A 12,767-nucleotide genomic window follows, 5' to 3' on the forward strand; every position below is an offset into this window, starting at 1 on the left:
ATTCCCGCCGGCCACTCCTGCGGGAACGGGTGACACTGGTCGACGTGATGGACGACGAGCAGTGCTACCGAGCGTGCAGCAGCCGGGACAGTCGGTTCGACGGCTGGTTCTACATGGCGGTCACGAGCACCGACATCTACTGTCGGCCGAGTTGCCCCGCGGTCAAGCCGAAGCGTGAGAACGCGCGGTTCTACCCGTCGGCTGCGGCCGCACAGGCGGCGGGTTTCCGGGCGTGCAAGCGCTGCCGTCCGGACACCTCGCCGGGTTCGCCGGAGTGGGACGTCCGCGCCGACGTGGTCGGGCGCGCGATGCGGCTGATCGCGGACGGGGTCGTCGACCGTGAGGGCGTCGGCGGCCTCGCGGGCCGGCTCGGGTACAGCGACCGCCAGTTGAACCGTCTGCTGATGGCCGAGGTCGGCGCGGGCCCTCTCGCGCTCGCCCGGGCTCGACGGGCGCAGACGGCCAGGGTCCTGCTGGAGACCTCCGACCTCCAGATCGCGCAGGTCGCGTTCGCAGCCGGGTTCGCGAGCGTGCGGCAGTTCAACGACACCGTGCGCGAGGTGTTCGGCCGCACCCCCACGGAGGTGCGTGGGCGGGCCGGCGCCCGAGGCGTCGAGCCGGGCGAGATCCGGCTGCGGCTGCCCTACCGGGAGCCGATCGCGCTCGGGCACGCGCTGGATTTCCTGGGGTTGCGGGCGATCCCCGGCGTCGAGGAGTACGTCGACGGGGTCTACCGCCGGGTGCTGTCGCTCCCGCACGGCACCGGCGTGGTCGAGCTCTCGCCCGGCCCCTCCTGGGTGTGGTGCCGCCTGGTCCTCGCCGACCTGCGCGACTTGGGCGCCGCCGTGCAGCGCTGCCGACGACTGCTCGACCTGGACGCGGACCCGCTCGCGGTCGACGAGGCGCTCGGGAGCGCCGAAGCGGGCGAGGGTGGCTTGGGCGCGCTCGTGCGGGCCACCCCGGGGCTGCGCTCGCCGGGACACGTGGACCCCGACGAACTCGCCGTGCGAGCCGTGCTCGGCCAGCAGGTCTCGGTAGCGGGCGCGCGCACGATCGCGGGCCGGCTGACGGCCCTGTACGGCAAGCCGCTGGCAGCACCCCTGGGCGGACTCACCCACGCGTTCCCCTCCGCGACCGCGCTGGCGGACGCGGATCCGGCGGATCTACCGATGCCCGTGTCACGCAAGAAGGCGCTGTTCGCGCTCACCGGTGCGCTGGCGTCGGGGACGGTCCGGCTCGACCCGGGCGTGGATCGCAGGGCGGCGGAGGCGGGCCTTTTGGCCCTTCCGGGTATCGGCCCCTGGACGGCGTCGTACATTCGACTGCGGGCACTGGGCGATCCGGACGTGTTCCTGCCCACCGACTTGGGCGTCAAGCACGCACTCGCGCGATGGGACCTCCCGGTCTCGGCCGCGCAGTCGTGGTCCCCCTGGCGCTCGTACGCACTGCACCACCTGTGGGCGAGCCTGTCCGCAGCACCCACCGTCTCGGTGAAGGAAGCAGCATGAACCAGGACGCCCTGTTCGAGGCCGTCGAAGCGCCCGACCCGCACGTGCCCCCGGCCGTGTTCCACACCCCGCTCGACGGCCCCCGCCGATACGCGGTGATGGACTCCCCGGTCGGCGAGCTGCTCATGATCGGCGACGGCGACTCGCTCACCGCCCTCTACATGGCCGCCACGCCGGGCGCGGACTGGGTACACGATCCCGGTGCGTTCACCCAGGCGCAGGCGCAGTTGAGCGCTTACTTCGCCGGCGAACTGCGCGAGTTCGACCTGCCGTTGGCGCCGGCGGGCACGGACTTCCAGCTCAAGGTCTGGTCGGCCCTGACCACCATCCCGTTCGGGCACACGATGTCCTACGGCGCCCTGGCGACGAGGTTCCTCGGCCAACCGACGGCGTCCCGCGCGGTCGGACTCGCCAACGGCCGCAACCCGATCAGCATCATCATCCCCTGCCACCGGGTGATCGGCGCCGACGGCACCTTGACCGGCTACGCGGGCGGATTGCCGCGCAAGCAGCGCCTGTTGGCGCTGGAGCACGTCCGCGTCACCGGGTAGCCGGGCCACTCCGAACCGCACCGGCGCCGGCGAGGCCGCGCGATTCACGACTGGAACGCCCGCCGCACGACCCCCGCGACCCGCCCCCGCCGGAGCGTGTCGCGCCAGGTGAAGCGCAGCACGAGCGCGCCCACGAGGGCCAGTTCGTTGGCCCGGGACCGGTCGCGAAAGAGCGCGTCGGGCCGCGAGTGCACGTCCGCGCCGTCCGCCTCCGCGAAGATCGGTCGCAAGCCGGTCAGCCACGCGAGATCCACGCGGGCCCGGCCGCCGCCGGGCAGTACGACCTCGTGCTGCAACTCGTCCGATGCGACCCCGCCCCGAACGCAGTCGAGTCGTACCCGCGACTCCAATGGGCTCTCGGCCCGCGCGTCCGCGATTTCGAGCAACGGCCGAGCCCGCCCCGCCCCGGGCCGGCCCGCTGCCGCCTGCTCGACCGCCTCCAGCTCCGCCGCCTCGACCAGGCCCAGATGCAGCGCCGAATCGAGGACCGCCAGACCCTCCTCGGGCGGCAGCGTCGGCACCAGGTCGGCCAGTGTTCGCACCGGTGTCGTCACCGCAAATCCGTCCACCGTCACGATCTCGTCGGCCCGCAACCGGCGCCGATGCGCAACGATGCCGGGCCCACCACGACGCGACGCCGTGTCGGGCGTCGCGATGTGCACACATTCCACCGGCGGCACGCCACGCATCCCGTGCACGCGGGCCGCACTGTGCAATACGGCCACGGCTCGTTCGCCATAGGCCGCGAGCCCGGCGCGCAACAACCCGCGCGAGGAGAGCGCACATCGATCGGCATCGACGAGCCCCACGCCTCGCGCGAGTTCGCGCACCTTCCCATCGTTGACGAGTCTGCGCCACACCCGCCCGGACACCCCGGCGGATACCGCCTGTTCCCGTGTTACCACTCCGTCGTGCTGCCATGCCAACCCCCGCAAGACTCGTACGGCCTCTTCCATCCCCGGATCCTGGTCCGTGCGGCCCGCGGCGCGGTGTGAGCGGTCGCAATCTGTGGACAACCCGGCACTTGTGGACACCCAGGGGCGTGCTTTGCCGGATTCGTGGATGATCTTCAGCCATTGGACACCTTCATGATCATTGCGAGCCGCCGCGCGGCCGGCGCCAACCGGTGTGATGGGCGGGTCCCCACGCCCCGTACCGTCCCGAGGATCGCCATGCCCAACTTCCGCAAACACCGACGCGTCGCGGCCGTGTGCGCCGCGCTCGCGCTCACGGTGGGCGCCGGTTCCGCCTACGCCGAGAGCCGGCCGGCTCCCCGTGCGACCACTCCCGCCGGCGCCACCCCCGCCGCGCCCGCCAAGGTGTCCTTCAACGTCATCAGCGACGTGCAGGGCGACCTCGCGGACTTCGGTCGAGCACTCGACCAGATGAAGGTGATCAACCCCGCAAGCGGCGCGCTCGTCGTCAACGGCGACATCACCCCGCGCGGCTACAGGGCCGAGTACGACCAGGTGAAGCAGGTCCTGAACACGCGTCCGCACCCGGCGAACACGTTCTTCACGATCGGCAACCACGAGTTCTACGTGCCCAAGTACTGCAATCCGGACAAGCTGTGTCAGGAGACCTGGCCCAACGGCACCACCGAGCAGTCGCTCTTCCAGAACTTCTACGACTTCACCGGGCTCGACAAGGTCTACTACGAGCGCGTCGTCGACGGTGTCCCGATGTTGTTCCTCGGCACCGAGAAGTACATGAAGTACAGCGACCCCACCAAGTGGGACGAGGTGTGGTTCAGCGATGAGCAGCTGACCTGGCTCGAGCAGCGAATGAACTACTGGGAGGCGCAGGGCAAGCCGACGTTCGTGTTCTCGCACCACGTCCTGCCGGACACGGTCTCGGGCACGCGCAACAAGCTCTACAAGTCGGACTACCTCCAAGCCGACCGCATCATGAGCATCCTGGGCGCGCACAAGGACGCCGTGCTGTTCACCTCGCACACGCACTGGGACCTGAACCTGTCCGACTGGGCGGTGCGCAAGGTCGTGCCGGGGACCGGCAACCTCGAAGGCTTCACGGTCGTCAACACCGGTGCCGTCCAAACCCAGTGGACCGACGACGGCTCGGGTGGTGAGAGCGCGCTGAGCGGGTTGGAGAACAGCGGGCTCCAGGTCGAGGTCACCAACGACCGGGTGTCGATCAAGGCCCGCGACTTCCGGCGCAACCAGTGGGTCAAGGAGCTGAACGTCTCACTGCACACCAAGTGCGCCGCGGCCAAGCCGTGGACCGAGTCGATGACGTACACGAACGGCGACACCGTCGTGTGGAACAACCACACGTGGCGCGCCAAGTGGTGGACGCGCGGCGAGACGCCGGGCACGACCGGCCAGTGGGGCGTGTGGGAGGACCAGGGCGCCTGCTGATCGCCCGCGACAAGACCTGAAGGGGTGGGACCGTCGGCGGCCGGTCCCACCCCTTCGGCCGACCCGCGCCGCCCGCAGCGGACGTCTCAGGACTTCGGGGCGAGCCGCGGGGTCGACCACCGCATGAGGGTACCTCCGGTGAAGGCATCGCCTCGACCGATATGGCACCGCTTCGGCCCCGCGCACGACGGTGCTCGCCGGGCCGTTGGCGACCAAGGCAACCGGTTGTCGATGCCCTCACCCGCCGAGTCGAGCACTACCGGGGCCCGGCTCGACGTCGGACCGACGACGACGGGGACGTACGCGGAAGGTCTCGTGCGAGATCGGGCGCCGCATCCGAAGCCACCGGGGCCCGAGCCGGGCCGATCATGGGGTCGATGCGCACGATGGTCAGGTCCCCGTGCTCGAGTACGCCCGCTCTCCGTCGCGCGCCCACCCACCGGACGAGTTCACGGGGACTGCCCGCGGCCGGCTCGCGCAATTCCTCCCACGGCCGCCCACCGGCGAGAGCGCTGCGCAGGAACCACGCGCCGGCCGTGTCGTTGGCCACGTACAGCAGGTCCCGGTCGGTCCAGGTTCCTCGCGCACACCGAACCCGCCGCGCCACCGCGGCGGGGTCCGCGCCGTTGCTGGTCGCGACGTCGGGCCGTCGTGAGGTCGGAAACACCCGCCAGAGCCGGTCGCCGCGCACCTGGAAGAGATAGGCGTCGCCGAGCACCGCCGCCGCCCACTGGCCCCGCCCGGACAACCAAGGATGCGGCGCGATGTGCGCCGCGAGCACCGCGGACGCGTGCGCTCCGCGTTCCAATTTGCGTAGTTCGTAGGGCTGTACCGGCATTCCGCGCCGGTCCCGCTCGACCAGGTAGCGCTTGGTCAGGTCGGGCCATCGGTCCGCCGCACGCGCCAGCACGTCGGCGAATCCCGTACCGCCGCACAGGAGCGGGGTGGGCGCCGCACCGCACGCCCGCACCAGGAGTTCGGCCCAGCGCCGCGCGAGCAGACTCTCTGCAGCGCCGTCCGCGAGGGCGACCCGCAAGGCGCCCGGGCGGTCGACGCGGGCGCGCCTGCACGCGGGTCCGGCCGGCGGCAGGAACCCGCGTCCGGCCCCGTCGCCGATCCAGACCGCGTCCTCGTATTCGAGGGGTTCGCCTTCGTGCCGGTGCAGCGCCAGGACCGTGACGTTCGCGCGCACCGTGCCGTCTCCTCTGTGGTGGTACGAGAACCGCTCAGCCGCGTACGTCCGCGATCGGGTTGAGGATGTCGACGTAGACGGACTGGGTCTCCAACGGGACTTCGAGTTCGTCGAGACCCGCGACACGGGTGAGCAGGTTGGCCTTGCACCGCAGTGTGGCACCGTCGAGGAGGCGGTCCACGAGCGGGCGCCCGGCGGGGTGATCCGTGCGCGTGCGCACGAGCCGGTCGCGGAAGATCGCGATCAACGCCCGCTCGTCGGCCAGCCCTTGCGCACCCATCGCGCCGACGAGGCCGAGCACGTTGTTGATCGCGAGGTAGTAGCCGAGCCGTTCGTCGATCACGTGGTCGGGACACCAGGTCCCCAGGTCCCGGCCCGCGCCCGGGAGCCAGCGGGCCAGGCGCGCGCCGCGTTCGGCCGAGAAGTAGTAGCCCTGATTGCCGCGATAGCGTCCGCCGATCGGGCGGCCGTCGGTGTCCAGCACGACCAGCGTGTTCTGTTGATGGGCCTCCAGCCCGAGACCGTACTCACCGTGCAGCCACAGGATCGGTGCGACCAACACGTCCAGGTAGCGGCGGAACCACGACTCGGCCGTCTCGCGCAACGGCGTCGCGGTACGGGCGGCGAGCGTGTACAACACGTCGGCGAGCATCGACCGACCCCGCGGCAGGTCGGGGCGCGGCGCGGCCAGTCCCGCGATGCAGTACACGCGGTCGCGCGGGCCGAACGGGTTGTCCCGCACCACGAGTTCGAGGCCGGATTCGCCGCGCCCGCCGGGGACGTCCACCGCTATCCAGCCAAGATCACGCAGCACGTCGAACCCCGGGTGGGCGGAGTGCATGACGCGCTTGAGACCGGCGTCGAGCATCCGGTGCACGGCGAGGCCTCGGCGCAGTTCACTGCGGTGGTTCTCCCGGCGGGAGTTGGTGATCTCGACGCCGAGCGAGGTCTTCAGCATGACGGGCGCGCCGGTGCGGTACACGGTGCGCAGCGAGGAGGTGGCCGACCACGCGGGCCCGCCGGGGCCGAGGTCGCGGAGCAGCCCGCGCTCCAAGAGCGCGGCGACACCGGGTCGCCCGAGGACGTCGCGGGCCTGCCAGGGGTGCGCCGGCAGGGCGACCATGCCCGGCGGCAGGTTCACATCGCCTTCGGCGAGCCCTGCGAGCACCACCGGCACGGGTCGCCCCAGATCGCCGTCGTGGATCGCCACCGAGGGGTCCACGGCGAACCAGTGCAGGGGGAACGATCCGCGCAATTCCGGCGAGTAGCGCGGCGACGAGGGTCCGTACATGCCTTGCCGGGACGCCGGCGAGGGATGCATCGGGTGGCCGAGAACAATCGACTGTTCGGTGCTCAGGAACGGCGTCGTTCCCGGAATGTCCTCGGGCACCTTGCGGCGCTCGGCGAGGTGGTGGGCGATCCGCCGGGTCGAGTCGATCACCCGGTCGGTCATGTCGGCGATCGCGGTGATCGAGCCGACTCGGCCGTGCGCCGCCTCGATTGCGAGGAGTACGGCCAGCGTGGTCGCGTCGAGTGCGACACCACTGCTCAGTCGGACCGGGCCGAAGCGGTGCATGCCGGTCTCGGAGCGGTACAGGATCGGCGCGACGACCGTGCTGGCGGTCGCCGGCAGCGGAAGCCGTAACGGCCCGTCCACCGGAACCGCGGTTCCGCTTTCGCGGATGCGGCAACGAAGCAGGTTCTCTATGGCCGCGTGATCGGCGGCACGTGCGGGCGCGGGGTCGAGCAGTGGATCACTCGCCCCTCGGTCGCCGGGGGCGAGGTGTCGGGCGGCGCCGAGTACCGCGCCGGTGCGCGGGTGTTCGGGTTCGGGATGGGCCGGGTGGGCACGCGCGGGCGAGGGCTCGTCGCCTGCCGGGCCCGGAACGGGCTTTCGAGGGCTGCCCGGTCGCGCCGGCTCCGGAAGCGCCTCCGCGGATGTCGACATGTGCGGTACGTACCTCCCCTGGTCTGCACGGCCGTGGGTCGGGTTCGAATTGTGGACGCGGTCCATTCGCCACCGCTCCGAGGGACGTTCACCGTACGGCAATCCGCCGGTTATCAGAATCATGTCCCGCGACGGGCTCCCGTGTGCGGGCTTTGCGTGATGGCAACCCCTTGTCATGCTCCGGCGAGGTCGGCGGTCGCGGACCGATCGCGGGCGCGACCCGTCGCTCACGGCGTCGGCACCGGGCATGCCCGAGGACGCTTCGCCACGGTACGAACGGCCCCGTAAGAGCGGCATCAGGGGCCGGAGTCGGCAGCTCCGGTCGGTTTCGTGCTCCCCCGGGTGGGGTCGCGCGGACTTGGCAAGGTGATCGTGGGGTCCGCCGGCCCGTGACGATCGTCGATGCGAACGATTGGGGATGAGCGCGACGTGCATCTCGCACCTCGCACCCATAAGGAGTTTGCGCCATTTACGACGGATCGGGGCACCGGTGGGGAATTTCTCCGCCGCGATCTGCTCGATCCGTCGATCATCGCCACCGACCGTCCACTTGTGGTTACGATACGAACGCCCTTGTGCCGTAGGTGCCGAGGGGCGGAACGGGGGGAATCTCGGTCCAGTCCGTACTTCCGCGCGCACGTTTCCGCGGACGCTTGGACGAGGCTCCGTCGCTGCCTGGAGAACGACCTGCCGCCTCCGCGCGTCGGGCCTCAGCCTTGGGCAAACACGGAATCCGGAGCCGGTCATGCCATACCAGCATCAGCCGAACGGCCCACACCAACCGCCATACGGGCAACAGCCCCACCAGCCCTATCCGTCGCAGATCCCGCCCCCGTACCCGCCACCGCACCCACCCCCCGCGCCGCGACCGAGACGGCGGCGGCAATGGGAGGTTGATGTTGCTTCTCACGCTGATCGGGACGGTGGCGACCGTGCTGAGCATGCTCGTCGCGGCGGGCATCGGCCCGTTCGATCTCTCGGACGACTCGCCGGCGTCGGGCGGGGCGACAAGAACGGGGCCGACCCGGCGGCCTCGGCGCAGGGGCCCGCGAAGCAGACGGCGGAAAGCTACGTGCGGGCGGTCAACGAGGTCTGTTCGGCTCGTTCGGACAACGTCACCAGGCTCTTGAACGACCCGACCGCCTCGACCGTCTCGAATGACGTCGCGCAGCAACGCACCGCGCTGAGCGACGAGCGCCGAGTTGAAGAACACCCGATCCCACATCAGGGCCGTACCGTTGCCGGCCGATCCGGCCGCGGCCGGGCCGTTCACGCAATGGCGTAACGCCTACGACAGCCGGGTCGACGCCCTGAGCGAGGCGGCCGCGACGCTGAACAGCGGCGACTCGGCGGGCTTTCGGGTCGCGTCGGACCGATTCGTCAACGAGACGGGCCCGATGAAAGACAAGCAACGCGCCCTGAACCTCGCCTGCCCGTAGCAGGCACGGGTGACGGGGCCGGGAGGGGGAAGCCGGGTGAGCGGGTCAGGCGACCGGCCACGGCAGGATCACCCACAGGGTCTTGCCGTCCGGGTGTGCCTCAATGTGGATCTGACCGCCGAGTTCGGTGACGATGTTGCGCACGATCAACAGTCCTCGACCCGACGTGTCGTCGACCGTTTCCAACAGGGCGACCGGACGGTAGGGATGGCGGTCGCGTACACCCAGCCACAACCAACCGTCGTGCACGGTACAGGTGACCGATACCTCCGGCGACAAGACGGCCGCGTGTTCGACGGAGTTGGTGATCAGCTCGGAGGCGACCAGCTTGAGGGCGTAGCCCAGATCGTGTCCGTAGGGCAGTCCCCAGTAGGTCAGATGGTCCGCCAGGGCCCGTCGGGCCTGTGCGACAGAGGCCGGTTGGGCGGGCAGGGTGAACCAGCAGGATCGCTCGTATCCCGTTCCCATGTCACCCCTTTCGGCACCGCGCCTCAGCGTACTGACCGGCGCGCTTGCGGGCGCACGGTTGACGATTCGTCATATCGCTACGATTCGATGATCGGTCGCGTGTGTGAGTGAAGGTCGACATGGGCAAGACCATCGCAGTCCACGTCCCTCCCGACGTGTGATTGTGAGCGCCGAACAGCGGCATTCCTCTGCGAATGACCGGATTGTGCACGGTGCGGATTCCAGAAGGGTGACTACCTGTGGTGGAAGATCTCGATGCCGTCGAACAGGCCATGTTGGCCAACCTTCTCGACGGTCGTCGGCCTCGTCGGCGCACCTCGGAGACGCCGACCCGGTCCAATCGACAACACCAGCCCCCGCAGCAGCAGCGCCGTCAGGCGCAGTCGGTGCCGCGTGCGGTCATCCCGGCGCCGGTGCCCGCGGCGGCACCCAACCGGGACGCTACGCGCGTTCTCGACATCGGTCGCGTGATCAAGCAGATCGACCCCCGGACCACGCCCGAGCAACGGCACGCGATGGCGACGAGCTGGACCCAGTTGGATCTGACTGCGGCCCAGGTGTTGGCCTGGCTGACCGCCGGCATCCTGCCCGCGGAGTACAAGCTGGCGGCGGCGTGCCTGGAGCGGGGCCTGACCCCGCAGGACATGAAGACTCGCCTGGACGGCGTGCGCGTGGTCGAGCGGCTGCGCAGCGACGGCGTGGACGGCGTGGTGGCGCAACTGCGCAGCGGCGCCGCGTAGGCGGGCCGCGCCGGGGGACATCGCGGGCCGGGCCGGTGGATGATCATTGACATGGTTCATTACCAAGCCTAGCTTTTAGCGATGTGAAGGATTCGGGGGCGGGTTCCGCCGCCCCACCCACTCTGACGCATCGCCAGATCATGTTGGTCTTCTGCGGGTTGATGCTCGGCGTCATGCTGGCATCGCTCGACGCGACCATCGTCTCGACGGCGATGCCGACGATCGTTGCCGACCTCGGCGGGCTCGAACACCTGGCATGGGTGACCACCGCGTACACCCTGGCCACGGCGGTTTCGATCCCGCTGTACGGAAAGCTCGGCGACGTATACGGGCGCAAGCGGCTCTTCCAGTTCGCCATCGTGGTGTTCCTCGTGGGCTCCATGCTGTGCGGTACCGCACAGTCGATGGGCGCCCTGATCGCCTTCCGGGCGATCCAGGGACTCGGCGCCGGCGGGCTGATGAGCAACGCGCAGGCCATCATCGGCGACCTCGTACCGCCCGCCGAACGCGGTCGATACCAGGGCTTCATCGCGTCCACGGTCGCGTTCTCGACCGTGTGCGGGCCGCTGATCGGCGGCTTCTTCACCGAGGCGCTGTCGTGGCGATGGGTGTTCTATGTGAACATCCCACTGGGCGCGGTGGCGCTGATGGTCACGTCCGTGGTGCTCAGGCTGCCGCGCAAGGCCTACACCAAGCGTCCGTTCGACGGTTTCGGCCTGGCCCTGCTCACCTGCGGAACCAGTGCCTTGATCCTGTTCACCAGTTGGGGCGGTACGCAGTTTGCCTGGGTCTCCGCGTCGAGCCTGGTGCTGGCCCTGACGGCGGTCGGCGCGCTCGCGGCCTTCGTGTTGGTGGAGCGGCGTGCGGCCGACCCGTTGATTCCGCTGCGGTTGCTCTCGCGCAACACGATCGTGCGGGTCGCGTGTCCGCTGACGATGGTCACCGGTTGCCTGACCCTGGGAATGAGCACGTTCCTGCCCATCTACCAGCAGATCGTGCGCGGCCACGGGCCGACCCGGTCCGGGCTGCTGCTCGCGCCGATGATGCTCTCGATGATGGTGTGTTCGACGCTGTCGGGTCGGCTGATCTCGCGAATCGGCAAGTACAAGCGGTTCCCTCTGGTCGGCACGCTGCTGGCCGCGGCAGGGCTCGTGGTGTTGTCACTGCTCGGCGTCGACAGCCCGTACTGGCACCTGCTGATCGGGCTGATGGTGCTGGGGTTCGGGCTCGGCACGATCGGTCCGGTCACCACGCTCGCGGTGCAGAACTCGGTCGACCACGCGGACATCGGTGTGGCCACCGGCCTGAACTCGTTCGCGCGCTCGATCGGCTCGGCCCTGGGCGCGGCCGTGCTCGGCGCGGTGTTCGCGCACGGGGTGGCCGACGGGACGGGGCCGGCCCGGGCGGGTGAATCCGGCATGGGGATCACTCGGCAGGCGATCGACGCGTTGCCGGCGGAGCAGCGGGAGGCGACGCTGGTCGGGTTCGCGGACGCGCTCGACGCGGTGTTCCTGGCCGCCGTCCCGATCGCGGTGCTCGGCTTCGTCCTCGCGCTCATGTTGCGGGAGATCCCCTTGCGTCGCGGCCCGAAGCAGGTCGCGGCGGTCTCAACAAGCACCGAGCGCAAGCTGTTCGAGACCGGCTGACAGATCGCGCAGGTCCTCTGCGGCGTCCCAGGCCCAGTGGTTGGGGTTGCCGGCGAGCGCCTCGTCGGTCTCCAGTCGGCGCAGTGCGAGCCCCGCGAGGTCCAGGACCAGGTCGTGTTCGCCCTCTCCGTTCAACCGGTGCAGCACGCCCACGACGTCGCATACCCGCCGGGTGAGGCTGCGTTCGGGGATGCCTTCGATCAACCGGGAGAGACCGTAGCCGGCCATCAAGCTCAGGATCATGCCGCGTATGGCCGATAGGTCGCGCCGTTCCCGGGCCGGTTCGAACCGACGCCACCAGCACACCCACGCTTGCGGCTCCGTGGTCGCGCGAGCCTCGATCGCGGTACGACGCGGCTGGAAGGACGCCGACCGCGCGGATCCGGCGAGCATCAACCGCTCCAGCGCCGCGTCCACCGCGACCTCCAGGTCGGGGTGCGGCCGATCCGAGCACACGCGGGTTCGGGTCTGTTCGGCGGCTGTCATCGCCATCGTCGTCATGCGATGTATTGGAGCGGAGTGTCTCGTCGGCCCGCCCTGCGATCACTCGAAAGAGGGACAATGTGTCGCATGAACGAGTGGGAACTGTGGCGCCAGGACGACAATGGCGCGCGTTTCCGGATCCGGGGCCATACCAATCGTGTGGCCGCGATCGCCGGCCGATTGTCCGGACGCCGCACGAGCAGCTGTACTGGGTGGCGGGCCCACGAACCCCGAGCTGCCCGACACCGGCCGCCCCCGCGGACCTGATCCAGGTCCTGGCGGCGGATCGCGAGCCTTCGGCGCCCGCGTTCCTCGTCGCCTTCCGGGACGTCGGGGCGTCGTTGCGGGATGAGCGCTGCCTCGAACGCGACACGATCGCGGCCGTGTTCAGCGCCGCGCGGGACACCGCCGAGT

General features: G+C 70.2%; 11 protein-coding genes. 6 read left to right on the forward strand and 5 right to left on the reverse strand.

Annotated features, from left to right (window positions below):
- The first annotated feature begins 47 nt into the window (after positions 1-47).
- Positions 48-1,508 carry an AlkA N-terminal domain-containing protein gene (locus tag ACIRL2_RS01215; protein ID WP_395859933.1) on the forward strand — a complete coding sequence of 487 codons (1,461 nt, stop codon included), beginning with the start codon at positions 48-50 and terminating at the stop codon, positions 1,506-1,508.
- Complete coding sequence (locus ACIRL2_RS01220; RefSeq protein WP_395859807.1) at positions 1,505-2,059, forward strand: methylated-DNA--[protein]-cysteine S-methyltransferase; 555 nt, start codon at positions 1,505-1,507, stop codon at positions 2,057-2,059. Before ACIRL2_RS01215 ends, ACIRL2_RS01220 begins: the two co-directional genes overlap by 4 nt.
- A 44-nt stretch (positions 2,060-2,103) precedes the next feature.
- On the opposite strand, the gene ACIRL2_RS01225 is transcribed toward ACIRL2_RS01220, so the two are convergent.
- Complete coding sequence (locus tag ACIRL2_RS01225; protein WP_402229260.1) at positions 2,104-3,015, reverse strand: hypothetical protein; 912 nt, start codon at positions 3,013-3,015, stop codon at positions 2,104-2,106.
- 216 nt (positions 3,016-3,231) lie between these two features.
- Between ACIRL2_RS01225 and ACIRL2_RS01230 the strand changes: the two genes are divergently transcribed.
- A complete protein-coding gene (locus ACIRL2_RS01230) occupies positions 3,232-4,437 on the forward strand; it encodes a DUF4073 domain-containing protein (protein ID WP_402229263.1) in 1,206 nt (401 codons plus the stop codon).
- A 256-nt stretch (positions 4,438-4,693) separates the two neighbouring features.
- Here the strand turns inward: ACIRL2_RS01230 and ACIRL2_RS01235 are convergent, their stop codons facing one another.
- Positions 4,694-5,629, reverse strand: a complete 936-nt coding sequence (locus ACIRL2_RS01235; RefSeq protein ID WP_395859810.1) for a hypothetical protein — start codon at positions 5,627-5,629, stop codon at positions 4,694-4,696.
- A gap of 34 nt (positions 5,630-5,663) precedes the next feature.
- Positions 5,664-7,577, reverse strand: coding sequence for an IucA/IucC family protein (locus ACIRL2_RS01240; RefSeq protein ID WP_395859811.1), 1,914 nt, complete (start codon positions 7,575-7,577; stop codon positions 5,664-5,666).
- Positions 7,578-8,779: 1,202 nt separating this feature from the next.
- On the opposite strand from ACIRL2_RS01240, the gene ACIRL2_RS01245 reads away from it, so the two are divergent.
- Positions 8,780-9,016, forward strand: coding sequence for a hypothetical protein (locus ACIRL2_RS01245; RefSeq protein ID WP_402229266.1), 237 nt, complete (start codon positions 8,780-8,782; stop codon positions 9,014-9,016).
- A gap of 45 nt (positions 9,017-9,061) precedes the next feature.
- Here the strand turns inward: ACIRL2_RS01245 and ACIRL2_RS01250 are convergent, their stop codons facing one another.
- Positions 9,062-9,484: an ATP-binding protein gene (locus tag ACIRL2_RS01250; RefSeq protein WP_355529513.1), complete on the reverse strand. Its 423-nt coding sequence runs from the start codon at positions 9,482-9,484 to the stop codon at positions 9,062-9,064.
- Positions 9,485-9,726: 242 nt separating this feature from the next.
- Between ACIRL2_RS01250 and ACIRL2_RS01255 the strand changes: the two genes are divergently transcribed.
- Both ACIRL2_RS01255 and ACIRL2_RS01260 read left to right on the forward strand, forming a co-directional pair.
- Positions 9,727-10,224: a hypothetical protein gene (locus ACIRL2_RS01255; protein ID WP_395859813.1), complete on the forward strand. Its 498-nt coding sequence runs from the start codon at positions 9,727-9,729 to the stop codon at positions 10,222-10,224.
- A gap of 83 nt (positions 10,225-10,307) precedes the next feature.
- Positions 10,308-11,870, forward strand: a complete 1,563-nt coding sequence (locus ACIRL2_RS01260; protein ID WP_402229269.1) for an MDR family MFS transporter — start codon at positions 10,308-10,310, stop codon at positions 11,868-11,870.
- Here ACIRL2_RS01260 and ACIRL2_RS01265 read toward each other — a convergent pair.
- A complete protein-coding gene (locus tag ACIRL2_RS01265) occupies positions 11,832-12,371 on the reverse strand; it encodes a hypothetical protein (protein WP_402229272.1) in 540 nt (179 codons plus the stop codon). The genes ACIRL2_RS01260 and ACIRL2_RS01265 overlap by 39 nt on opposite strands.
- Between the last annotated feature and the right edge of the window lie 396 nt (positions 12,372-12,767).

The sequence above is a fragment of the Embleya sp. NPDC127516 genome (genome assembly GCF_044765325.1).
Classification (GTDB): Bacteria; Actinomycetota; Actinomycetes; order Streptomycetales; family Streptomycetaceae; genus Embleya.